Origin of the sequence: Paraburkholderia sp. (assembly GCF_036488795.1) — a bacterium.
GTDB lineage: Bacteria > Pseudomonadota > Gammaproteobacteria > Burkholderiales > Burkholderiaceae > Paraburkholderia.
The window spans coordinates 1-22,277 of the sequence record NZ_DASXHA010000089.1 but is presented as its reverse complement, the minus strand read 5'-3'; the positions used below and the strand labels follow the sequence as shown (position 1 = coordinate 22,277).

General features: G+C 63.8%; 20 protein-coding genes. 9 read left to right on the top strand and 11 right to left on the bottom strand.

Annotated elements, in window-relative coordinates; translation table 11 throughout:
- Window positions 1-93: 93 nt before the first annotated feature.
- The 6 genes from VGH41_RS11900 to VGH41_RS11875 all read right to left on the bottom strand — a co-directional run bounded on the left by VGH41_RS11900 (window position 94) and on the right by VGH41_RS11875 (window position 8,084).
- Entirely contained in the window at window positions 94-1,152 is a 1,059-nt protein-coding gene (locus VGH41_RS11900) for an ABC transporter ATP-binding protein (RefSeq protein WP_331597629.1), read from the bottom strand.
- A gap of 48 nt (window positions 1,153-1,200) precedes the next feature.
- On the bottom strand, window positions 1,201-2,805 hold the full coding sequence (locus VGH41_RS11895) for an iron ABC transporter permease (protein ID WP_331597628.1): 1,605 nt from the start codon (window positions 2,803-2,805) through the stop codon (window positions 1,201-1,203).
- Window positions 2,806-3,837 carry an iron ABC transporter substrate-binding protein gene (locus VGH41_RS11890; RefSeq protein WP_331597627.1) on the bottom strand — a complete coding sequence of 344 codons (1,032 nt, stop codon included), beginning with the start codon at window positions 3,835-3,837 and terminating at the stop codon, window positions 2,806-2,808.
- 140 nt (window positions 3,838-3,977) lie between these two features.
- Window positions 3,978-5,273 (bottom strand): iron uptake transporter deferrochelatase/peroxidase subunit, encoded by a 1,296-nt coding sequence (gene efeB, locus VGH41_RS11885; RefSeq protein ID WP_331597626.1) that lies wholly within the window; start codon window positions 5,271-5,273, stop codon window positions 3,978-3,980.
- Between the two features lie 74 nt (window positions 5,274-5,347).
- Entirely contained in the window at window positions 5,348-6,445 is a 1,098-nt protein-coding gene (locus tag VGH41_RS11880) for a hypothetical protein (RefSeq protein ID WP_331597636.1), read from the bottom strand.
- Window positions 6,446-6,572: 127 nt separating this feature from the next.
- Entirely contained in the window at window positions 6,573-8,084 is a 1,512-nt protein-coding gene (locus VGH41_RS11875) for a carbohydrate porin (protein ID WP_331597625.1), read from the bottom strand.
- 434 nt (window positions 8,085-8,518) lie between these two features.
- Between VGH41_RS11875 and VGH41_RS11870 the strand changes: the two genes are divergently transcribed.
- The 9 genes from VGH41_RS11870 (at window position 8,519) to hutC (ending at window position 16,935) form a co-directional block, all read left to right on the top strand.
- A complete protein-coding gene (locus VGH41_RS11870; RefSeq protein WP_331597624.1) occupies window positions 8,519-9,199 on the top strand; it encodes a hypothetical protein in 681 nt (226 codons plus the stop codon).
- Window positions 9,200-9,292: 93 nt separating this feature from the next.
- Window positions 9,293-10,126, top strand: coding sequence for an arylamine N-acetyltransferase (locus tag VGH41_RS11865; RefSeq protein ID WP_331597623.1), 834 nt, complete (start codon window positions 9,293-9,295; stop codon window positions 10,124-10,126).
- A gap of 4 nt (window positions 10,127-10,130) precedes the next feature.
- Entirely contained in the window at window positions 10,131-10,808 is a 678-nt protein-coding gene (locus tag VGH41_RS11860) for an isoprenylcysteine carboxylmethyltransferase family protein (RefSeq protein ID WP_331597622.1), read from the top strand.
- 365 nt (window positions 10,809-11,173) lie between these two features.
- Window positions 11,174-11,998: a transporter substrate-binding domain-containing protein gene (locus tag VGH41_RS11855; protein WP_414696638.1), complete on the top strand. Its 825-nt coding sequence runs from the start codon at window positions 11,174-11,176 to the stop codon at window positions 11,996-11,998.
- Window positions 11,999-12,138: 140 nt separating this feature from the next.
- Window positions 12,139-12,861: an ABC transporter permease subunit gene (locus tag VGH41_RS11850; protein WP_331597620.1), complete on the top strand. Its 723-nt coding sequence runs from the start codon at window positions 12,139-12,141 to the stop codon at window positions 12,859-12,861.
- 14 nt (window positions 12,862-12,875) lie between these two features.
- Window positions 12,876-13,628 (top strand): ABC transporter permease subunit, encoded by a 753-nt coding sequence (locus tag VGH41_RS11845; protein WP_331597618.1) that lies wholly within the window; start codon window positions 12,876-12,878, stop codon window positions 13,626-13,628.
- A gap of 34 nt (window positions 13,629-13,662) precedes the next feature.
- Window positions 13,663-14,454: an ABC transporter ATP-binding protein gene (locus tag VGH41_RS11840; protein ID WP_331597617.1), complete on the top strand. Its 792-nt coding sequence runs from the start codon at window positions 13,663-13,665 to the stop codon at window positions 14,452-14,454.
- Between the two features lie 8 nt (window positions 14,455-14,462).
- The gene (locus VGH41_RS11835; RefSeq protein WP_331597616.1) at window positions 14,463-16,085 is read left to right on the top strand and encodes a histidine ammonia-lyase; all 1,623 of its coding nucleotides are present in this window, start codon (window positions 14,463-14,465) and stop codon (window positions 16,083-16,085) included.
- Between the two features lie 94 nt (window positions 16,086-16,179).
- Window positions 16,180-16,935, top strand: a complete 756-nt coding sequence (hutC, locus tag VGH41_RS11830; protein ID WP_331597635.1) for a histidine utilization repressor — start codon at window positions 16,180-16,182, stop codon at window positions 16,933-16,935.
- 75 nt (window positions 16,936-17,010) lie between these two features.
- On the opposite strand, the gene VGH41_RS11825 is transcribed toward hutC, so the two are convergent.
- The 5 genes from VGH41_RS11825 to VGH41_RS11805 form a co-directional block, all read right to left on the bottom strand.
- The gene (locus tag VGH41_RS11825; RefSeq protein WP_331597615.1) at window positions 17,011-17,790 is read right to left on the bottom strand and encodes a hypothetical protein; all 780 of its coding nucleotides are present in this window, start codon (window positions 17,788-17,790) and stop codon (window positions 17,011-17,013) included.
- A gap of 209 nt (window positions 17,791-17,999) precedes the next feature.
- Complete coding sequence (locus VGH41_RS11820) at window positions 18,000-18,791, bottom strand: hypothetical protein (protein WP_331597614.1); 792 nt, start codon at window positions 18,789-18,791, stop codon at window positions 18,000-18,002.
- Between the two features lie 875 nt (window positions 18,792-19,666).
- On the bottom strand, window positions 19,667-19,849 hold the full coding sequence (locus tag VGH41_RS11815) for a hypothetical protein (RefSeq protein ID WP_331597613.1): 183 nt from the start codon (window positions 19,847-19,849) through the stop codon (window positions 19,667-19,669).
- Complete coding sequence (gene cydB, locus VGH41_RS11810) at window positions 19,824-20,828, bottom strand: cytochrome d ubiquinol oxidase subunit II (RefSeq protein ID WP_331597612.1); 1,005 nt, start codon at window positions 20,826-20,828, stop codon at window positions 19,824-19,826. Before cydB ends, VGH41_RS11815 begins: the two co-directional genes overlap by 26 nt.
- Before the next feature lie 24 nt (window positions 20,829-20,852).
- Entirely contained in the window at window positions 20,853-22,277 is a 1,425-nt protein-coding gene (locus VGH41_RS11805; protein ID WP_331597611.1) for a cytochrome ubiquinol oxidase subunit I, read from the bottom strand.

Sequence of the window (22,277 nt, the reverse complement as noted above, 5' to 3'; positions counted from 1 at the left end):
GCGAGGCACCGCGCACCGTCTGTCGCCTGCCGCCCGAGTCAGAGTCACAGTCAGAGTCACAGTCAGAGTCACAGTCAGGGTGGCGGCTCTCGATCAACTCCGCGCATAAGCTGTCACGCCACCATCAACGGCCAGCTGGACGCGCTCGCCCGGCTGCGGCGTCCGGTAACCCGGCACGCGTGCGCGTACCAGCGTCCGCGCCGCGGATTGCAACTGCAGCGCGACTCCGGCGTCCTGCCCCTGAAAGACCACCTCCTGAACCACGGCGTCAAACGAAGCGATGCCAGCCGGTGCCGTCTCGTCTGCGCGCCACATGCGGATCTGTTCCGGACGCACCATCACGTCGACCGCGCCGCTTGCAACCGGCGCGGACAGCGTCAGTTCGCCCAGTTCGCAGATCACCCGGTCGCGCGTAGCGACGCCTTGCAGCAGCACCGCCTCGCCGACGAACGAAGCGAGCTCGCGCGTCACCGGACGGCGGTACAGCGTTTCCGGCGTCGCCGTCTGAATCAGCTTGCCCTGCCATAGCACCGCAACCTCATGTCCAAGCGAGAGCGCTTCGGATTGATCGTGCGTGACCAGCACCGCGGTGGCACCGGTGGCCGCCAAAGCGCTCGCGACCGCCTGACGCGTTTCCAGACGCAACGCAGCGTCGAGCGACGAGAACGGTTCATCGAGCATCACCAGCGTGGGCGAGGGCGCGAGCGCGCGCGCCAATGCAACGCGCTGTTGTTGTCCGCCCGAAAGCTGCTGCGGCGCACGCTCTGCAAACGAAGCAGGCAGGCCGACCAGTTCGAGCAATTCGGCGACGCGATGCCGCGCGCGCCGTTGCGTGCGCGGCAACCCGAACACGATGTTGTCCGCGACCGACAGATGCGGAAACAGCGCGCCTTCCTGCGGCACGTAGCCGATTCGCCGTTGCTCCGAGGGCACATGCAAGCCTGCGCCGGTCACGCGCCGGCCGTCGATTTCGACCGTGCCGCTATCGGCCCGCTCGAACCCGCATAACACGCGCAGCAAGGTGGTTTTGCCGCTGCCGGACGGACCCAGCAGGGCGAGCAGCGTGCCGCGTTCGACGGACAGATCGATGCCGTGCAGCACCGGGTGGCCGTCGAACGATTTATGCAGGCCGCTGATACGAAGTTCGCTCATGAAAATCCGATGGGGAATGCGTCAACGCGCTCGCTCAGGCAGTCGCGTTCAATCATGTTCGCCGAGCAGCGCCGAGCGTCCGAGCAGCGCGAACAGCACGCCCGAGGCGAGCAGCGAAATGCCGGTCAGTAGCGCAGCATACGGCGCGGCGGCGGCGAACGCCATGGTCGACGTGTCGGACCAGACCTGGGTGGCAAGCGTCTGCGTGCCGATGGGGGAGAGGAGCAGCGTGGCGTTGAGTTCGGTGACCACCGAGATGAATACCATCGAAGCGGCGGCGCCCAGCCCCGGCCCTGCGAGCGGCAGCAGCACGCGCAGCAGCGTTTGCGACCAGCCTAGCCCGAGTGCGCGCGCGGTTTCCTCGAGACGCGGTTGCGCCTGCATCAGCGCGGCACGCACGCTCACCAGCGCGAACGGCAGAAACAGGATCGCGTAGGTGATCACCAGCAAGCTCGCGCTCTGATAAAGGGGTTGCAACGCATGCACGGCCAGCGACACGATGGCGAGCGCGATCACGAGGCCGGGAATGCCTTGCGCGAGGAACACGGTGCGCTCGAACAGCGTCGCGATACGGCTTGGATAGCGCACCAGCAGGAACGCGAGCGGTATCACCAGCAGGGTGGTCAGCACGGCCGCCGCGAGGCCGAAGCCGAGCGACGAAAGCGTGGCGTCGAGGAGCAGTTCGGGCGACACGTCGGCGGGCGTGACGGCGGCCGCGCCCGGTTGGGTCAGCCAGTAACCGATCATGCCGAGCGGCACGCCCAGCGTCGCCACGGTGAGCGCGACGAAGGCCGCTGCCACGAGCCAGCGCCACGCGCCCAGTTCGTAGCGCAGCACGGCGCGGCGCGTGCCGCGATCGACGCGCTCATAGCGCGCGGCACCGCGCACGCGGAATTCGAACGCGAGCACGATCAGACACATCACGATCAGCAGACAGGCCAGCAGCGATGATCCCGGCCCGTCGAAACTGGTACGGTATTCGGCAAAGATTTCCGTCGTGAAGGTCCGAAAACGCAGCAGCGTAAACGCGCCGAATTCGGACATCACGCCCAGCGCGACCAGCAGCATGCCGCCCAGCAGCGCCGGACGAAGTTGCGGCAACACCACGCGCATAAAGGTGGCCCAGCGGCCGCAGCCGAGCGCGCGGGCGCTTTCTTCGAGGGCCGGGTCCATGCTGCGCAAGGCGGCGGCCACCGGCAGATAGACGAGCGGAAAATAGGCGGACGTGAGGACCAGCAATGCGCCGTTGAAGTCCTGCAGATCGAGGCTGAACGAGACCCACGCATAACTCGTGATGAAGGCAGGCATGGCCAGCGGCGCAGCGGCCGCCACGGCCCAGAAACGGCGCCCCGGCAAATGCGTGCGTTCCACAAACCATGCAACCGCGGTGCCCAGTACTGCCGAAGCAAGCGTCGTCGCAACGGTGATGGTCAGCGTATTGACGAGCAATTCGCCGACCAGCGGCCGGAAGATCAATTCGACCGCTTCGTCGAGACCGAAGCTTGCCGCCCGCCACGCCGTGAAGGCGAGCGGCAGCAACACCAGCAGCGCGCTCACCAGGGCGGCCGCAAACAAACCACGCGGCGCGCGCCGGCGGGCGCGCGCCGGTGCCGAAGCAACAGCCGGATGAACGGCTGACACGGCGTCGCTCATTTACAGCAATCCGGCCTGACGCAGCAGCTTGCCGGCCTGGCTGTCGTCACCGAGCTGTTGCACCGTGAGTGCCGGCGGCTGCAGTTCGTTGAACGGCTTGAGGATCGGATCCGGTGCGACGCCCGAGTGCAGCGGATATTCGAAGTCGACGTGGCCCTTTGCCATCAAGGTCTGTGCGCGCTCGCTCGTGAGATAGGCGAGGAACTTCTGCGCACCGTCGGCGTTATGCGCCGACTTCAGCACCGCGGCACCCGACACATTCACCAGCGCGCCGGCATCGCCGTTCGGGAAGTGATAGAGCGCGCTGCGGGTCGCCTTGTCGCCAATCTCGGCATGCAGGCGCGCCCAGTAGTAGTTGTTGATCAGACCGGTGGCGACGGCGCCACGGTTCACGGCGGCCACGACGCCTTCGTCGTCGTCGAAGATCTGCGCATTGGCCTTCAGGCCCTTCAGCCAGTCGAGCGTCTGGGCTTCGCCCTTCAGCGCGAGCACGGCGCTCACGAGCGGCAGGAAGTCGCCGTCGCTCGGTGCAATGCCGACTTTGCCCTTCCATTCGGGCTTGGCCAGATCGAACAGCGATTGCGGCAATTGCGCGGGCTGCAGTTTGGTCGTGTTGTAGGCCAGCACGTTTTCGCGCGCGGTCACGCCCACCCAGACGCCGGCCGGCGAATCGAAGCGGGTGGGGATCGTGGCGAGCGTCGACGGATCCACCTTGCTGAGCAAGCCCTTTTCTTCGAGCAGCATCAGTTCCGGCGAGTTTTCCGTGAAGTACACGTCAGCCGGCGAGGCCGAGCCTTCGGCGACGAGCTGGGCGGCCAGCGCCGGGCCTTCGCCGGTGCGGATCTTGACGGAGATGCCGGACTCCTGTTCGAAGTCCTTGGCAAGCGCGTTGACAACCTGTTCGTGCTGCGCGCTATAGAGCGTGATCGAGGCGGCGTGTGCGGCGAGCGGTGCGGCGCCGAGCGTTGCCAGCGTGAGAGCGGCGGCGCTGCCCACTGCACGCAGGCGAGTGCCAAGCCAGGAATGAGTCATGATTCAAACTTCCTTTTGTGATGTTTGTCGATCTTGTTTCGTGCACGGCGGCCCGCAAGCGACACCGGTTGGATGCCACTCGCGGGCCGGTCGCGCGTCCAGCTAACCTGCCTGTCCGGCGCCACGCGCGGCGCCCGGACTTACGCTTCGAACAACCCCGCACCGATGTACGAACCCTGCCGCGCGCCCGGCGGGCACGCGAACACCGCGCTGCCGACGTGCGTCGTGAACTGGTTCATCATGTCGAACTTCGCGAGCTTGGTGTTGATGGGAATGAAGCCGCTGCGCGGGTCGCTCTGGTGAGCGATAAAGATCAGCCCCGCGTCGTACTCCGTTTCCTGACGCCATGGCGGCCAGCGCTCGATGTAGAAATTCGTGCTGTCGTTATACGAATACGAGCGGCGCAGAATCTGCGCGCCATTGTTGGTCGCCTGATTCGACAAGCGCACGTGCGAGTTCTCTGCAATGACCGGGTTGCCGTCCTTGTCCTGTGCGTCGAGATCGAGCGGGTCGAATTCGTTCTTCTTGCCGATCGGTGCGCCGCTGTACTTATGACGGCCAAACACCTGTTCCTGAAAGTCGGCTTCGGTGTTGTCCCAGTGTTCGAGCGTGATGCGGATGCGCCGCACGACGGTGTACGTGCCGCCTTGCATCCACGCTGCGTCGGCGCCGTTGGCCCAGACGAACTGGTTCATCAGCGCGGGCTTTTGCGTCGACGGGTTGTTGGTGCCGTCCTTGAAGCCCATCAGGTTGCGCGGAGTCTGGCCGCGCGGACCGGACAGAAAGCCGGCCTGGCCCCAGCGCATCTGCGCAATGCCGTAGCACTGGCGCACCAGCTGGCGCACCGCGTGGAAGGCCACCTGGGCGTCGTTCGCGCAGGCCTGAATGAAGATGTCGCCGCCGGTTTTTTCGGCGATCAGCTGATCGCCGTTAAAACGCGGCAGATCGACCAGCGCCGCCGGGCGGCGGTTCGCGATGCCGTAGCGGTCCTTGCCTTCGGACGTGAACAAACCTGGTCCGAAGCCGAAGGTCACCGTCAGGCCTGCCGGGCCGAGGCCGAGCACGTCGCCGGAATCCGGCGCGGCCTTACCGTCGGCGCCGGGCAACGCGCCCGCGGGCAAGCCTTGCGTCATGCGCGCGGTGGCGTCGGTCCACGTGCGCAGCAAGCCGATCACGTCTTCGCGTTTGGTCGTGGTCAGATCGAGCGCGACGACGTACGTGTGCGACTGCTGCGGCGTGACAATGCCGGCCTGATGCTCGGCGAAGAACGGTTCGACCGCGAGGTACGGGTCGGCGGCGTGCGGCTGCGTCTTGCTGAGAGCGGCTTGCGCGACGCCGGTCGCGCCGAGGCTCGCGCCTGCTGCGACCGCCGCTCCGCCCGCTTTCAGAAAGCCGCGCCGGTCTGGCCGCGTGGGGGGATTTTTATCGTCTGCCATGATGTTTCATACCTGCTGAGTGTTACGGGTATTACATGTCTGCTGCGGGTTAGCCGGGTTCGCGTGTATTTCGGTTACTTCGCCAGCACCAGCGTGTTCACGTCGTCCTGCACGAAGTAAAAGCCGTCGCCGGCGGGCGTCATCGCGATGCCGAACAGGTCGCCGTTACCCGGCGGCGATTGCGCCTTGTCGGTGTCGATCCAGCGTGCGTACAGCTGCTTGCCGCTGGCCGGATCGATTTCGACCACCTGGCCGTTCAACGCATTCGTGACCAGCAGATGCCCGTTCGGCGCGGTGACCATGGCGAGCGGGCGATGCAGCAGGCCGTCGGCGCTCAGCTGGCGGCCGACGCCCGCGCTGGTGTCGCGCGTCATCGGATCTTCGATCACGTTGACGCGATTGCCGATCGCATCCGAGACGTACAGCAGATTCTGGTCGGTGGAGAGCGCGAGGCCGGTCGGTCCGACGAGGAACACGCCCTTGTCTGCCTGTGCGCCGTAGCCGCTTCCGACCACGGTTTCCTTCTTTACGACGGGCGGCTTGCCGGCCGGAATGTCGAGGTCCAGACGCAGCACGGTAGCCTGCTTGAACACCGGCGGGGTACCGTCCGCGCCGCCCACGCCGAAGCCCGCGTTACTGACGAACAGCGTGGCGCTGGTGCCGTTGTCGACCACGGCCATGTTGCCCCACGGGTCGTTGATGTTGGTGCTCACGATGGTCGAGGCGACCTTGCCCTGCGGGTCCAGCACGATCAGGCAGCCGGCGCCTTTGGTGCCGGTGGTGCCGTCGTTGCTCGGCGTGCTGCCGACGATCACCCAGCCGGACTTCAGCATCGTCATGGCGGTCGACAGGCCAATCCCGCCGGGGCACTCTTTCAGATCGCGCGGAATCGTCGCGAACAGCGTCATCTGCTTCGTATCCGGGTGATAGTCGACGATGGTGCTGCCGGTGCCCTGCAGGTTGGTGGAGTTGTTGAAGTTGTCGACCAGCACGTCGCCTTCTTTCACCGTACCGGCCGCGACCGGCGCCACGACGATTGCGTACGGGTTCTGGTCGCCGTTGTCGGGCACCGTGTTGATGAGCGTGGTGTGGTGATGCAGCGTCTCGAGGAAGCCTTGCGGGTCGGCGTAGGCGCTGCCGGCGGTGAAGAGCGATGCCGCGGCGGCCGTCATCAGGATCAGCGAACGCAAGGCGCGCGCCGGGTAGAGCGTATTTTCCCGGGGGGTTTTCCGCGTGGCTGCGGGTGAAGCGTTGAATGCGGTCATGATCGAATGCGTGTATCCGTGTTGATGAGGCCGGTCAGAACGTGATGTTGGTGCGCACGCCCACAACGAACGTGTTGCGCAGCGACTGCGTCGGATCGACCGGGTTCTGGCCGGCGCCAGCATTGAAGGTGTATTGGGCGTCGGCCTGCAACTGCCACCACGGCGTGACCTGGTACTGATAGGTCGCTTCGAGCGTGGTTTCGCTGGTACGGACTCCGTAAGGTCCGTTGATGGCGGCACGTGTTGCTTCATCCAGATCGTGCAGGTAACTGCCGATCTTGATGTAGGTCAGCGCGAGGCCGACGCTGTCGTCGTCGCGTCCCTTGAACGGCGCCTTCAGCACCACACCGAGATTGGCGGCGAGGCTCACTTCGTTCTGCGCATTGGGTGCGCCCATCACGCGGGCGAACACGTTGAGGCTGCGCGGCTCGTCCGGGTCGGGGCGCCACACCATCTGGTCGGCCACCGCGTAAACACTGTAGGTGCCGTGATGGAGCGTGGGGTTGTTGACCGTTGCGAGGCCGGTGCTGCCGAAGCCGCCGTCCGGGAAGGTGTTGTTGTTGTACCAGAAGCCGAGCTTGTATGTGCCGGGCAGGCCGCCGCCGCCCATGCCGACCATTTCGCCGTCGGCCGGCTGGTTGATCGCATACTGCAGCTCGCCGATATAGAGCGTGCCGCTATGCAGATTGAAGTTGGTGCCGCTGATGTTGTCCGGATCGTTGCCGAGCGGGTCGCCATCGAATACGCCCGCCAGCGCTGTCAGCGAAGGCGTGATCTGGCCGCGCACCCGCACGCCGAGACCCGCGAGCGGATAGGCCGGGCCGCCCGACGGCATGTCGTAGGAAGGCAAGGCCGGCCAGCCGAACATCGTATTGACGAACAGGCTGGCGTTTTGACTGGTGATGAATTCCTGGTCGAGACTCTGCTGCCCGATCTTGACGTCCACCCGCTTGTTGAGGAACGACTGCTGATACCAGAGTTCCCACAAACGCGTCGTGTCCTGTGCTTCGATACCGCTCGCCGTGTTCAGCGTGCCGAGGTTGTCCTCGCTCAGATTCTGGCCATGGATATTCATGGCGCTCGCATTGAACACGCCGCCTGGCAGGTTGAATGCCTTTTGGGTGTCGAGTTGCACGGTGGCGGTCGTGAGGCCGTCGTAGGTGCCGCCGGTATGCAGGCCGCCGCGCAGGTTCGCGAGGTATTCGCTGGTCTCCGTCAGGCCGAAGGTGATGCCGTATTTGCCAAGCCAGGGGCGGATGCCGCCAATATCGCCGAGCAGCGTCTCGCGGGTCCACACGCCGGTCCATTGACCGGCCGGCTTTGCCTGGATACTCAGGTCGGCCTCGGGCGCCTCGTTCGGCACCGCGTCCGGATTGGCCTCTGCCATCGCGGTGGACGTCATCAGCGAGGCCCAGCCGAGTGCCGTGTAAAAGGCAACATGGCGCAAGGTGGGCAGGCGCAGCTTGCGTGCCGCGCGACTGCGCGGAGTAGCATGCTCAATCAGACCTGCGTGTGACGAGCGTCCTCTGGATTGGGCGAACTTCATCGAAATCCTTATTTGTGTTGTATCGACTTTGAGCTGGCCATCCGCCTGCGAAGCCGACGGCGACACATCCGCTCATAGCTGATTCGGTGCGCGACGCCTCATGCAGCAATGGTGAGATCGTACGCACCCTTAATGAGTGCGTCAACACAAATGAGAACGATTCGCAATAATATTACTGAGGCGTAATTGCGATTATTACGAATCGCTTCCTTACTAAATCATCTGAGTAATTAAAAATAAATATAAGCGTAATTGATTGGCGTCATGGGCAAGGGCGGCGGCGCATTGCGCCGGCCCTGGCGGCGGTATGAGCGGTGCGCGTTTCCAGGAGCCGGGAGGGCGGCACTCGCTCGATCCGGGCGGAGTCGAACCTGCGCGTCGATGCGCTGTCGAAGCGCACGAATAGCCCGAGAGGCCATTGTCAGGAGGCACCTATGAAACAACGCTTCGTCATGCTTGCGTTGCTCGCCGGCGCAGGCTTGCTGGCGAGCAGTGGATCGTACGCACAGCTCAATCTTTCGCAGTTCGGGATCGGCGGTGGCAACCAGGCCGCCAACGGCGGTGCGGCTGCCTCGTCCGGCGGAGTCTCCCAGTTATTGCAGACCTACGTTGGCGCGAACCAGCAGGTGCTGAGCGGGCAGTCGAGCCTCGCCTCGTCAATGGGCCTCGGCAGCGCCGCCGGTCAGGCACAGCAGGCCGCCGGGCTGCTGAGCGGCGGCACACCGTCGGTCAGCCAGCTCACCCAGGTCGGCAACACACAGCAGTCGTTGTCTCAAACGCTCACGCAGGCGTTTGCCGAGCGCAGCAGTTCCAGTTCCGCCGCGCCAGTGAACAAGCAGGCCTTTTCCGACGGGCTTGCGTCGCTCGGCAAAGGCGTGAGCCAGTATTCGAGTCTGCAGTCGAGCCTTGGCAGCGTCGGGCAGATGAATCCGGGCTCGCTGTTGCAATCGGGGCTGAATCCTCAGACGGCGCAGGCAGCGTCGTATGTGGCGCAGTCCGCCCCGGGGCAGTTGCAATCGCTGATGTCGACGCTCAGTTCGGCGGTGCAGTTCGCCACCAGCCATGGGATCAGCGTGCCGTCCATCGCAAGCTCCGCGTTGAAGGGCGGCATGTAGGCGTCTGTGGCCGCCGGCGCGGGAGGCGGCGCCCGCCGGCGGCCACGCAACAACACACCGTGTCGCGCCCCTTGCCGCACTGGATTCCTTGCCATGCCAAACGTGCTCGATCTTGACCCGTACTTTGCCCGCGTAGGCTATCAGGGCCCGCGTGCTGCGACGCTCGACGTGCTGAGCGAACTGCAGCGGCTCCATCCACTCGCCATTCCTTTTGAAAACCTCAGCCCGCTGACCGGCCACGCGGTCTCGCTCGAATTGCCGGCCATCGTCGACAAGCTGATCGCAAGCGGGCGCGGTGGCTATTGCTTCGAGCACAACACGCTGTTCGCTCATGTGCTGATGCAACTGGGCTTTCGCGTGACGCCGCTGTCCGCGCGCGTGCTGTGGGGGCGCGCGGCGGACACGGTCGCGCCGCGCACGCACATGTTGCTGAAGGTGGATCTCGATGACGAGCCCTGGCTCGCCGATGTCGGCTTCGGCGGCGTGACGTTGACGGCGCCGCTGCGGCTTGCCGCGGGTCTTCCGCAACAGACGCCGCTCGAGGCGTTTCGCCTCGCCGACGCGTCGCAGGGCGCGCTGGACCTCGAAGTGAAATCGGGCGACACGTGGATGAAGATTTACCGCTTCGATCTGCAGCGTGCCGAATGGATCGACTATGAGGTGGCGAACTGGTACACATCGACGTGGCCGCAGTCGATCTTCGTCAATCATCTGATGGCTTGCCGCGTGCTGCCGCAGGGACGCCTCGCGCTGTTCAACGACCGCTTGACCGAGCGCAGCGCCAACGGCGAGACCAGCGGCGAGCACACCGTAACGGATGCCGCCGAACTCGCAGCCTGCCTGCATGAGCGGTTCGGCATCCGGCTCGGCGAGCTCGACGTGCGGCGCGTCTTCGAGCGCATCAAGGGGCAAACTTTCGGCGGCTGATGCCATGATCAAGCGGCTCATCGTTCAACTGACGCTCTGGTTCGTGCTCATGGGCGTATTGCTGTTCGGCGCGGCGGGCACGCTCGGCTGGGCAGCGGGCTGGTGGTTTCTGATCGTGTGGGCGGTGCCTGGCGTGTGGCTCGGATTCTGGCTGGCGCGTTACGATCCTGGCCTGCTCACGGAACGGCTGCGACCGGTAATGCAGCCGCATCAAAGCCTTTGGGACCGGGTGTTCATCGTCTATATCGGCGCGGTCTGGGTCGGCTGGATGATCCTGATGCCGCTGGATGCCGAGCGCTTCCATTGGTCTCATGTGCCAGCCTGGCTGCAGAGCGCCGGCGCGCTGGCGATCATTCTCTGCACGTATCTGTGCTTCCTCGTGTTTCGGGCCAACAGCTTTGCGGCGGCGGTCGTCAAGATCCAGACCGAACGCGGCCACAAGGTCATCGACACGGGCCCGTATGCGTACGTCAGGCACCCCATGTACGGGGCCGCGCTGCTGTTTCTCGCCGGCACGCCTTTGTTGCTCGGGTCGTGGTGGGGACTGGCCTATGCATGGTTGCTCGTGGCCGGCTTCGGCTACCGGGCCGTGCAGGAGGAGCGCCTGCTCGCGGCGCATCTGGAGGGCTACACCGCCTATGCCGAGCGCGTTCGCTATCGCTTCGTTCCGCATATCTGGTAGCGGCGCGAAGCGGGCCGCGAGCGGGATTACGAGCCGGACCGCACCGCGCGGCGCCGCACCACATCAAGGCGTCCTGGCGACTTTGTTCAACCTGTCTAGACAAAATGCACCAAGCTGGCGTATCGAGGGCGTCACGTCGAGTCAATCCTTTGCTTTGAAGTAGTCATTAAAGCTATATCTGATAGGGCTTACCCGGAGATTGCCTGGAAATTCTGCGAATTCGCTTGCGGCAATTTTTTTGCGCGTGCAGACTTGTCTAGTCAATTTAGACGAGTGAATGAGTCGCTCGGCTAGCTGGATAGTGTTTCCTCAATCAAAGGAGTTTCGACGTGAAGGTAAAGCGCACTACGTTGGCAAAAGCATTGATGGGTGCTGTCCTTGGCGCCGCGACCGTTCTCGCCGCTCCGGTGCAGGCAAAGGAATGGAAAACGGTGACCATCGCGCTGGAAGGCGGATATGCGCCGTGGAATCTGACATTGCCGGGCGGCAAGCTGGGCGGCTTCGAACCGGAACTGGTGGCGAACCTGTGCGCGCGCATCCAGCTGCAGTGCAATCTGGTCGCTCAGGACTGGGACGGCATGATTCCGGGCCTGCAGGCCGGCAAGTTCGATGTGCTGATGGACGCCATCTCGATCACCCCGGAACGTGAAAAGATCATTGCCTTCTCGCGCCCGTATGCAGCTACTCCGGCCACCTTCGCCGTGACCGACACCAAGGTGCTGCCGAAGGCATCGCCGACCAGCGCCGTGCTCAAGCTCACCGGCGATCCGAAAACCGATCAGCCCACCGTCGACTCGCTGCGTAAAGAGCTGAAGGGCAAGACCATCGGCATTCAGTCGGGCACGGTCTATACCAAGTTCATCAACGACGGCTTCAAGGACGTCGCCACTATCCGCGTCTACAAGACCTCGCCGGAGCGCGATCTGGATCTGGCCAACGGCCGTATCGACGCCTCGTTCGACGACGTCACGTACTACGCCGCCAACAGCGACAAGAAAGAAACCGCCGCCATCGTGATGGCGGGACCGAAGATCGGCGGCCCGATCTGGGGTCCGGGTGAAGGCCTCGCATTCCGCAAGCAGGACGCCGACCTGAAGGCCAAATTTGATACCGCGATCAGCGCCGCGATGGCGGACGGCACGGTGAAGAAGCTCTCGGAAAAGTGGTTCAAGACCGACGTCACGCCTTGAGCGGGAGCTGAGCGGTGAGCGCGCGGGGCGACAGGCATGCCGCGACGCTTCACGCACTCACGGTTGTAGCGGTCCGCGCGGTAAACATACGCCGCGTGGACCGGCAGATTTGATCCATCGTAGTGGATGAGGAGTACCGTATGGCTCTGATCGGGATGCTCGGCTTCGGGCCGGATGGCTGGGGCGGCGTGCTGCTGCTGGCCGCCTTGATGACCGTCGCGCTGACGCTCGCGGCGCTCGCCGTCGGCGCGGTGTTCGGCGCCCTGGTGGCAGCGGCAAAGCTATCGCGCTTTCGCACCTTGCGCATCGTCGGCGACTTTTATACGACGGTGTTTCGCGGCGTGCCCGAACTCCTCGTCATTTACCTGTTCTATTTCGGCGGGTCGACGCTGGTTACGACAGTCGGCCAGTGGTTCGGCGCCGAGGGTTTCGTCGGCGTGCCGCCGTTCGTCATCGGCGCACTCGCCGTCGGCATGATTTCCGGCGCGTACCAGGCCGAGGTATACCGATCGGCGGTGCTGGCCGTGTCGCGCGGCGAACTTGAAGCGGCCCGTTCGATCGGCATGCCCACGCTCACCATGGCGCGCCGTATCCTGGTTCCGCAAGTTCTGCGTTTCGCGTTGCCGGGCATCGGCAATGTATGGCAACTGAGCCTGAAGGATTCCGCGCTGATCTCCGTCACCGGCCTTGCGGAGTTGCTGCGCGCGAGCCAGGTCGCCGCGGGTTCCACCCATCAATATTTCACGTTCTTCGTCGTAGGCGGCGCGCTGTACCTGCTGATGACGAGCATCTCGAACCGGATCTTCAACCGCGCGGAAGCACGCGTGGGCCGGTCCTTCCGCCGCAATTTCGCGCGCAACTGACGAGGGACGCCATCATGCATATCGACTTCGACTTTCTGTTCGACACGCTGCGTCAGTTGCTTGGCGCGGTGCCGACCACGCTCGGCCTGTTCTTCTGTTCACTCGTGTTGGGCGGCTTGCTCTCGCTCGTGATCGTCACGATGCGCGTCTCGCCGCACTGGCTGCCGAACCGTTTCGCCCGCGGCTATATCCTCGTGTTTCGCGGCTCGCCGCTGCTGATCCAGATGTTCCTCGTGTATTACGGTCTCGGCCAGTTCGGCGTGATTCGCGAGAGTTTTTTGTGGCCGGTGCTGCGCGAGCCGTATATGTGCGCGGTGCTGTCGCTCGCGCTGTGCACGGCGGGCTACACCGCCGAGATCATCCGCGGCGGCCTGATGGCCGTGCCGGTTGGGCAGATTGAAGCGGGCTATTCGATCGGCCTGTCGGGCTTTGCCTTGCTGCGCCGTGTGATCGGCCCGATTGCGTTGCGCCAGTGCTTGCCGGCGTATTCGACCGAAGCCGTGCTGCTCGTGAAATCCACGGCACTCGCCAGTCTCGTCACCGTCTGGGAGGTCACCGGCGTCGCGCAACAGATCATCCAGCAGACGTATCGCACCACCGAAGTGTTCATCTGCGCGGCGCTGATTTACCTGTTCCTGAATTTCGTCATCGTGCGTCTGCTGGGTCTGCTCGAAGTGCGACTGTCGCGCCATCTGCGCGCCGCACCCGCGAATGTCGCCCCGCGCCCGGTTTCCGCCACCACCGAAGCTCGCCGCGCCGCCCCCTGAACGGCCGCTCCTTCTGGATAGTCTGGAGAATCTTATGAACGCTACGGCACCCGTTGCATTGTCGGTCAAGAACATTCACAAGTCGTTCGGCGACCATCACGTGCTCAAAGGCATCTCGCTCGACGCCCATCAAGGCGACGTGATTTCGATCCTCGGCGCGAGCGGCTCGGGCAAGAGCACTTTCCTGCGCTGTCTGAATCTGCTGGAGACGCCGGATGACGGTTCGGTCGCGCTCGAAGGCGAAGAGCTGAAGATGAAGCGCCGCGGCGACGGCAAGCTGCAACCGGCCGATCGCCGCCAGGTGGATCGCGTCCGTTCGCAACTCGGTATGGTGTTTCAGAACTTCAACCTGTGGTCGCATATGACGGTGCTGGAGAATCTGATCGAAGGGCCGATGCGGGTGCAAAAGCGCAGCCGCGCGGAAGCGGTGGAAGAGGCCGAAGCGCTGCTCGCGAAAGTCGGGCTTGCCGAAAAACGCGGCCACTATCCGGCGCATCTGTCGGGCGGCCAGCAGCAGCGCGTCGCGATTGCGCGCGCTTTGGCGATGCATCCGAAGGTGATGTTGTTCGACGAACCGACGTCGGCACTCGACCCGGAGCTGGTTGGCGAAGTGTTGCGCGTGATGCGCTCGCTTGCCGAGGAAGGCCGCACGATGCTGGTCGTGACGCACGAAATGGGCTTTGCGCGCCACGTATCGAACCGCGTGATGTTTTTGCATCAAGGCGAGGTCGAAGCGGACGGCACGCCCGACCAGGTGTTCGGCGAACTGAAGTCGGAGCGCTTCAAGCAGTTCGTCTCCAGCCATCATGAACGTACTACCAACTGAGCATCATCATGGCCGTTATCCGTTCCAATCGTCCTCTCGACTGGCGCCAGGTTGCGGCGATTGCCGCCGGTGAGCCGCTCGAGCTTTCCGCCGACGCGCGCTCGCGGATCGCCGCGGCGCACGTGCTGGTCGAACAGATCGTCGAGCGCGGCATTCGCGCTTATGGCGTCAACACCGGCGTAGGCGCGCTGTGCGACGTGATCGTCTCGCCATCCGAACAGCGCACGCTGTCGCGCAACATTCTGATGAGCCACGCGGTGGGCGTCGGCGCGCCGCTGGGTGTGGCGGAGACGCGCGCCATCATCGCGGCGGCGGTCAATAATTTCGCGCATGGGCATTCGGGGATTCGCCTCGCGGTGGCCGAACGCCTGGTCGCATTGCTCGATGCCGATTGTCTGCCGGAAGTGCCGGCCTTCGGCTCGGTCGGCTATCTGAGCCATATGGCGCATATTGCGCTGGTGTGCATCGGGGAAGGGCATGCGCGCTATCGCGGCGAGCGCATCAGCGGCCGCGAGGCGCTGCAGCGGCTCGGACTCGAACCGCTGGTGCTCGAAGCGAAGGAAGGCTTGAGCCTGATCAACGGAACGCCGTGCGTGACGGGTCTCGCCGCCCTCGCGTTGGCACGCGCCGAGCGTCTGCTCGACTGGAGCGATGCCGTTGCCGCAATGAGCTTCGAAAATCTGCGCGGGCAGCTGGCCGCGTTCGATGCCGAATCGCTGGCATTGCGCATCTCGCCGGGACTGAGCGTGGTCGGCGCACGGATGCGCGGCGCGCTGGCCGAGAGCGGTATTCTCGCCGCGGTGGTCGGCCAGCGTACCCAGGACCCACTCAGTATGCGGACCATTCCGCATGTGCACGGCGCGGCGCGTGATGTGTTGACGGCGACGGCGGAAGTCGTCAACCGTGAACTGGCTTCGATTACCGACAACCCGATCGTCGCCGGCACGCCTGAAGAACCGCGCGTCTATTCGCAGGCACATGCAGTGGGCGCATCCATCGCCCTGGCGATGGACAGCCTCGCCACGGCTATCGCACAGGTCGCGGCGATGGCCGAGCGGCGCCTCGACCGCCTCGTGAATCCGCTTGTCAGCGGCTTGCCGGCCTTTCTCGCCGAGCCGGGCGGAACCTGCTCCGGCTTCATGATCGCGCAGTACACGGCGGCTTCGCTGGTCGCGCAGAACCGGCGTCTCGCGATGCCCGCGAGTCTCGACGGCGGCATCACGTCAGGGCTGCAGGAAGATCACCTGTGCCACGCGACGCCGGCGGCGCTCAAGGCGCTGGAGATTATCGAGAACGCCGGCCGAATCGTCGCCATCGAGTTGCTCGCGGCGTCGCAGGCATACGATCTGCAAACCGTCGACGCGCCGCGCGCGCCGTACACCGACACGCTATGGCACAGTGTGCGCAATATCGTGCCGACGTATCGTGACGACCGGCCGCTGGCCGAGGACATGGCGGTCGCCTTCCGCATGATCGCCGATGCCGCGCCGCCCCCGCTGCCTACCCCGGGTAAGATGCTGCCTGCAATGACCGAAGCAGCCGGCGAACCCGGTTTCGCGCTGGCCGGTGCCGCAAGCCGGGCGGTGGGAAGCGTGCTCAATGCCGCGAATCATGTGCCGACGGCGGCATGACGAAGCGGGCCAGGCTTGATCCACGAGCCGGTGCAGCCGGCCCATCCGCCGGCGCACTGCCGTATTGCGTACCACCCACGAGGTCGACGTGAATATGAATATGAATGCGCCCTTCGAGACCAGTCAGGCACGCACCGGCAACGCCGGGGAAACACCGGCAAAGGCCACACCTGCCTACGAGCAGATCAAGCGCTATGTGCTGAAGCGCATCGCACAAGGAGACTGGAAGCCCGGTGGACTGATTCCGTCGGAGACCGAACTGGTCAAGGAGTTCGGCGTCGCACGCATGACGGTGTCGCGCGCGTTGCGCGAGCTGACCGCCGAGCGCGTCCTGACCCGCGTGCAGGGTTCGGGCACCTTCGTGGCGCCGCAGCGTTACGAGTCGACGGTGCTGGAAATTCGCAACATTGCCGACGAAATCGCCGCGCGCGGCCACCGTCACGAGGCGCACGTGCTGACGCTCGAACTGAGCGACGATCCGCAGGCGCTCGACGCGCTCAACCTGTCCGGCGGCCCGGCATTTCATTCGCGCATCGTGCATGACGAAGAGGGCGAACCGATCCAGTACGAGGATCGCTACGTCAATCCCAAGGTGTTCCCTGACTATCTGCAACAGGATTTCACGCTCGAAACGCCGAATCACTACATGGTGCGTCTCGCGCCCATCCAGCGCGCCGAGTTTCGCATCTACGCGCAGAAGCCCGACGCGCACGTGCGCCGCCATTTGCTGATGGAAATCGGCGAGCCGTGTCTGCTGTTATGGCGCCGGACCTGGGTGGGTGAAGCGGTGGCGACTTCAGTGCAGCTTTGGCATCCGGCCTCGCGCTTCCATCTGGCGGGCAATGTCTGATACCACGCGAGGCAACCAGTCCTGAACGGAGGGGCCGCGCGGCGCCCCTGCTGTTTCAGGTTGCGTGCGCGCGCGTCAATGCCAGACCTGGTCAAGCAACGCGTTGGCATAACGCCGGTAAAGCCATGCCAGTGACGAAGACGTGAGCACGGTGCACACGGCGTTGATCAACACCATGCCGACGGCAATCAGTGGGGTGCCCTGCATGCTGGCCGCAAGCATCTTCGGACCACCCAGGGCTGCCGTGAGGACGATCCAGACCAGCATCAGCGGCATGTATGCGATCAGCCATACGCTAAAAAGGCTCCAGAAATGTCCGCGGGTATCCCGCCACGCAGCGCGCAGCGCGATCGGACTGCCGAGTGCGATGGACGGATAGAGCAGACTGAGCCGGCCCATCACGAACATGCATACGATGAGCATCACCGCGCCAATCAGGACGCCGATTAGCAGCAACGGTCGTATGAACAGAACCGCCGGCATCATCAGCACGAGCATGCCTAGCGCAATGCCGAACGAGAACGCCACATAGCGGCCGAGTGGCTGCCCGCCGAGCGGTATCAGGGGAAACGCGCGTTCGCCCAGCAGTACGAACCGATACACCTTGATGTTCAATACGGCGTAGGCGACGAACTGAAGCAGCGCCAGCAGGACCTTGACGAGCACATGACCGGTTCTGGCCGCGGCGTCGATCTGGCCAGCCCCGGGTGAGGCGGGATGGAGGGAATCCGAAAGCAAGGTGGAGCACGCATAGACGATACACATGCCCAGAAACAGCCCGGGCATCTGCATGATGGCTTGCCAGGCGCTGCTCCAGGATTTCTTCACGCATGCGCCGAAGGTCAGTTGTTCCATAGCGTTTGTTCTGATGTCGTTGTGATGTTTTATGGTCCGTGTTCCTCGCGCTCGCGGCGGCTCCGCAAGACGACGAATGGTTAGGATCATAAAGCAATTTTCGCGTATGGATTTCACCATGCATTGCGCATAAAGAGACTCGCCGTTGCCTGCTTCGCCGCGTAGACGCAACGACTCAGGCAACGGCGCGTCACTCCCCCCTTGACCCTTTACGCGGCGGCCTCATTCATCTCGCTGTCGCTCGATTCGGCGGCGAGCAGGTTCAGCGCGATCAGAATCGCCGTACGGTTTTCGACGTCGATCTCGATGCCCAGCGCATCGATCAGCCAGCGGCCAATCTTCGTGTTGGAAAAATCACCGGCGTCGCCCGTCTTTTTCATGGTGACGCCGAGTTTGACGGCGCGATAGTGATAAGAGGGCACGCGGTGTTGGGCCGCTACGGCCGAGAGGCCGCCTTTGCATTCCGAGCACCAGCCGAGACTGCCTGCCAGCACGATTCGCTCGGGCTCGTCGAGACCGTTGATGAAGGTTCGCGCGGCGAGGCGTACGCGCGCTTCGTCGAGGCCGTATTGCATCAGAACGCTTTCCACGGGATCTTCGAGCGCCTGGGCGTGCAGATCGATTTCCTGCTCCATGCCCTCGTTTTCCATCGACACGTTGCGCTGATGCCCGGCACTGCGCAGACAGTCGATCAGGTAGCGGCGGAAGTAAGCACAGAGCGCATAGCCGTTGGACGGCGCGCTTTCCGCGCAGGCATGGGTATCGGTATGGCCGGGGGCGAGACGCAACACCTTGGAGAAAATGAACTGGGCGACGAGTTCCTCCTTGTCTTCGCCGAGCGCCTGCAGTTCGAGCGGATGGTAGGTCCGCAAGGCACGCTTCACAAGGTCGACCATCGACACCATTTCGTCGCCCGACAGTTCGGTACGACGGCGCCACAGGTCGGGCAGGATTGCATCGTCAAGGTTGCGGACAAACTCGCGGCTCGGAACAGCGCCCATGAAAAGCCTCCGTGGAAGGTTGGGGCCAGGAGCGCGGTGAGCCTCGACAGCAGGCGATGAAGCGGTCTGATTCGACCATGTGCCGCGCGTGAAAGTGAACCCAGTATGGTTTTCGGGTGCCATTTCGCCTATATGGATTAAGTGGTAGCTGGCAGTCAGCGCTTGGGTAAACCTGGGCGGTCGGATTTATATTCCCGGCTCGTGCAAACCCAGTATCTGGTCCGCGTTTAGCAGCCCGCAGCCTGATCTGCCGGCGTTGTGCCAACCAGTGAGTTCCGCGCGTTTGGGCGCAAGGTGGAGATGCCATGGAGCGCGGGCGCGGCTAGAAGCTAGCGGCTAGCGGTCGGCGGGAGGTGTGGTGCAGGAGGGTGAGGCAATCATCAGAAGATAGGCGAGGCGCGTCCCATAGGACGGCCGGGCCATGGCCCGTGCAGATCGGCGAAAGCCGGCTCGTTCGGCGTCCGGACGCGCCGCTGCGGCGGCCCCGCAAAGCATCTATGCCGGCCGCGAATGGTGTGACCCCGTCGCACACCATTCGCCCCGTCGGGTCACTTCAGAAAACGTGACCTCGTTGACTACATGCTTGTTGTGATTCAGCAATCGTGCAGATCCCCCGGCGCGCAGTCACAGTTTTCGGCGAAGAGTTTGGTCTCCTGCGCTGGCGATCCGGTGGCGGAGCATTTTTTGTGTGCGTCTGTCTGGCTCTGTTCACCGGACCACCGTTGTACTTGCGGCCTGCTACATAAACGCGCAAGCCCGCCGGATTTTAAAGCGCCGGATGCAAGGTTTAACAATTGATTTGCGGCAACGCTGCGAGCGAAGCTTGCCAGAGTTTCGCGGCGCTGCCGCTATGCCCGCCGCGTACTGGCCGGCGGCTATCTGACGGCGAACAGTGTCAGATTCATCAGGATCCTGAACGCGAAGCCGAGCGACATTGCGCCACCCACGCCGCCGCACCACAGCGCGATAAACCAGACCCAACCGGGCAGCCCGCGCCGCACGGGCGCGGCGCCGGACTCGCGGGCAATCCGCCTAGTGATAGTGATGTTGATCGTCATGACTTACCTTGCCACGGAATACCCAGTAACCCATCGTCGTATAGCTGATGATGATGGGCAGGATGATGGCCGCGCCAACCAGCGTGAACATCTGACTCGAGCGCGGCGCCGCTGCTTCCCAGAGCGTCATGGTCGACGGAATGGCGTATGGCCAGAGGCTCACCAGCAAGCCGACATAGCCGATCAGCACGAGTGCCAGCGCGAGTATGAACGGCGTCTTGTGGTGCCGGTGGTGGACGGCGCGATACATGAAGTACGTGCAGATGGCGATCAGAAAGGGCACCGGCAGCAAGTGATAGAACAGGCCCGATGCGAACCAGCGTTGCGCGATGTTCGGATCTTGCAGCGGCGTCCAGAGACTGACCAGCGCGATGAAACCGAGCAGGATGATCGTCATGGGCCACACCACGCGGTGCAGACGGCGTTGCAGATCGCCTTCCGTCTTGGCAATCAGCCAGCAGCAGCCGAGCAATGCATACGTGACGATCAGGCCGAGACCGGTCAGCAGACTGAACGGCGTCAACCAGCCGAACGCAGTACTGGCGTAGTTGCCGTCGACAACCGGAATCCCCTGCAGGAAGGCGCCCAGCGCGGCGCCCTGGAAGAACGCCGCACCGGTCGAACCGCCAATGAAAGCGAGGTCCCACAGATGCTTGGTGCGGTTGGCCTTGGCGCGCAGTTCGAACGATACGCCACGGAAAATCAGGCACATCAACATGAAGATCAGCGGCAGATACAACGCCGACAGCACGGTCGAATACACCACCGGGAACACGGCAAAGAGTCCTGCGCCGCCGAGCACCAGCCATGTCTCGTTGCCGTCCCAGACCGGGGCGACGGTGTTCATCATCAGGTTGCGCTCTTTCTCATCGGGAAAGAACGGAAACACGATGCCGATGCCCAGATCGAAGCCGTCGAGCACCACATACATGAACAGGCCCAGCGCGATGATCGCGGCCCACACTACGGTTACGTCCATTTTCTAGCCTCGTATGGATGGGGTTCAGGCCACGTCGACCAGCTGGTCGGCTGGCGACACGGGGCGGCGCGTGCTGCGCTCCGGCGACGCACCGTGTGCGTCGTGCGAACCTGGCGTCTGGCCAGGCAGTGCCGGACCCGAGCGCATCAGCTTGAGCAGGTAGTAGATGCCGGTGCCGAACACGAGGAAATAGACGAATACGAAGGCCATCAGCGAGAGGCCGACCTGCTGCGTGGTCAGCGGCGATACCGCCTGCGAGGTGCGCAGCACGCCGTACACCACCCACGGCTGTCGTCCCGCTTCAGTGGTCACCCAGCCGGCCAGCAGCGTGATGAAACCGGTCGGGCCCATGACGACGGCGAGTTTCTGGAACCACCTCGCGTCGAACAGCTTGCCGCGGCGGCGCAGAACCCACGCCGTCACCGACATGAAGATCATCAGCATGCCGAGTCCGGCCATCACGCGAAAGCTCCAGAACACGAGGGTCGAATTGGGCCGGTCTTGTGGCGGGAATTCCTTCAGTCCGCGAATCTCGCCGTCCCAGCTATGCGTGAGAATCAGGCTGCCCAGGTGCGGGACCGACACGGCGTAGCGGGTGGTTTCCGCTTGCATGTCAGGAATGCCGAACAGGTTCAGTGCCGTGCCGCCTTGCTCGGTGTTCCACAGTCCTTCGATCGCAGCGATCTTGGCCGGCTGGTACTTGCGCGTGTTCAGGCCGTGCTGGTCGCCGACAAACGCCTGGATCGGCGTGAGGATCAGCAGCAGCCAGAGCGCCATGGAAAACATCGTCTTGACGGCGGGATCGCGCCGGCCCTTCAGCAGATGCCACGCACCCACCGCGGCCACCACCAGTCCGGCGACGATGAACGCCGCCAGTGCCATATGCGCGAGACGGTAGGGGAACGAAGGATTGAAAACGATCTTGAACCAGTCGAGCGGGACGACATGGCCGTTTTCGACGGCGAAGCCTTGCGGCGTCTGCATCCAGCTATTGGAGGCGAGAATCCAGAAGGTCGAGATCAGCGTTCCGGTCGCGACCATCAGCGTGGCACCGAAGTGCGCACGCGGACTCACGCGTTGCCAGCCGAACAGCATGATGCCGAGAAAGCCCGCTTCGAGGAAGAAGGCGGTCATGACCTCGTACATCAGGAGCGGTCCGGTGATCGGGCCGGCGAAGCTGGAGAAGCCGGACCAGTTGGTGCCGAATTCATAGCTCATCACGACGCCGGAAACCACACCCATGCCGAAAGCCACTGCAAAGATCTTCGACCAGAAGAGACACAGATCTTTGTAGTAGGCCTTACCGGTTCTGAGCCAGCGCCATTCCAGTACCGCGATGAAATTGGCGAGGCCGATGCTCAGTGCAGGAAAGACGATATGAAACGAGACCGTGAACGCGAATTGAATGCGCGCCAGGTCGAATGCTGAAATTGCGGGAGCGGGATTCAT

What these genes read in the sequence shown, in the direction of transcription:
- VGH41_RS11900 (WP_331597629.1), bottom strand. Translation starts at nt 1,152, where the DNA reads ATGAGCGAACTTCGTATCAGCGGCCTGCATAAATCGTTCGACGGCCAC.
- VGH41_RS11895 (WP_331597628.1), bottom strand. Translation starts at nt 2,805, where the DNA reads ATGAGCGACGCCGTGTCAGCCGTTCATCCGGCTGTTGCTTCGGCACCG.
- VGH41_RS11890 (WP_331597627.1), bottom strand. Translation starts at nt 3,837, where the DNA reads ATGACTCATTCCTGGCTTGGCACTCGCCTGCGTGCAGTGGGCAGCGCC.
- efeB (WP_331597626.1), bottom strand. Translation starts at nt 5,273, where the DNA reads ATGGCAGACGATAAAAATCCCCCCACGCGGCCAGACCGGCGCGGCTTT.
- VGH41_RS11880 (WP_331597636.1), bottom strand. Translation starts at nt 6,445, where the DNA reads ATGACGGCCGCCGCGGCATCGCTCTTCACCGCCGGCAGCGCCTACGCC.
- VGH41_RS11875 (WP_331597625.1), bottom strand. Translation starts at nt 8,084, where the DNA reads ATGAAGTTCGCCCAATCCAGAGGACGCTCGTCACACGCAGGTCTGATT.
- VGH41_RS11870 (WP_331597624.1), top strand. Translation starts at nt 8,519, where the DNA reads ATGAAACAACGCTTCGTCATGCTTGCGTTGCTCGCCGGCGCAGGCTTG.
- VGH41_RS11865 (WP_331597623.1), top strand. Translation starts at nt 9,293, where the DNA reads ATGCCAAACGTGCTCGATCTTGACCCGTACTTTGCCCGCGTAGGCTAT.
- VGH41_RS11860 (WP_331597622.1), top strand. Translation starts at nt 10,131, where the DNA reads ATGATCAAGCGGCTCATCGTTCAACTGACGCTCTGGTTCGTGCTCATG.
- VGH41_RS11855 (WP_414696638.1), top strand. Translation starts at nt 11,174, where the DNA reads ATGGGTGCTGTCCTTGGCGCCGCGACCGTTCTCGCCGCTCCGGTGCAG.
- VGH41_RS11850 (WP_331597620.1), top strand. Translation starts at nt 12,139, where the DNA reads ATGGCTCTGATCGGGATGCTCGGCTTCGGGCCGGATGGCTGGGGCGGC.
- VGH41_RS11845 (WP_331597618.1), top strand. Translation starts at nt 12,876, where the DNA reads ATGCATATCGACTTCGACTTTCTGTTCGACACGCTGCGTCAGTTGCTT.
- VGH41_RS11840 (WP_331597617.1), top strand. Translation starts at nt 13,663, where the DNA reads ATGAACGCTACGGCACCCGTTGCATTGTCGGTCAAGAACATTCACAAG.
- VGH41_RS11835 (WP_331597616.1), top strand. Translation starts at nt 14,463, where the DNA reads ATGGCCGTTATCCGTTCCAATCGTCCTCTCGACTGGCGCCAGGTTGCG.
- hutC (WP_331597635.1), top strand. Translation starts at nt 16,180, where the DNA reads ATGAATATGAATGCGCCCTTCGAGACCAGTCAGGCACGCACCGGCAAC.
- VGH41_RS11825 (WP_331597615.1), bottom strand. Translation starts at nt 17,790, where the DNA reads ATGGAACAACTGACCTTCGGCGCATGCGTGAAGAAATCCTGGAGCAGC.
- VGH41_RS11820 (WP_331597614.1), bottom strand. Translation starts at nt 18,791, where the DNA reads ATGGGCGCTGTTCCGAGCCGCGAGTTTGTCCGCAACCTTGACGATGCA.
- VGH41_RS11815 (WP_331597613.1), bottom strand. Translation starts at nt 19,849, where the DNA reads ATGACGATCAACATCACTATCACTAGGCGGATTGCCCGCGAGTCCGGC.
- cydB (WP_331597612.1), bottom strand. Translation starts at nt 20,828, where the DNA reads ATGGACGTAACCGTAGTGTGGGCCGCGATCATCGCGCTGGGCCTGTTC.
- VGH41_RS11805 (WP_331597611.1), bottom strand. Translation starts at nt 22,277, where the DNA reads ATGAATCCCGCTCCCGCAATTTCAGCATTCGACCTGGCGCGCATTCAA.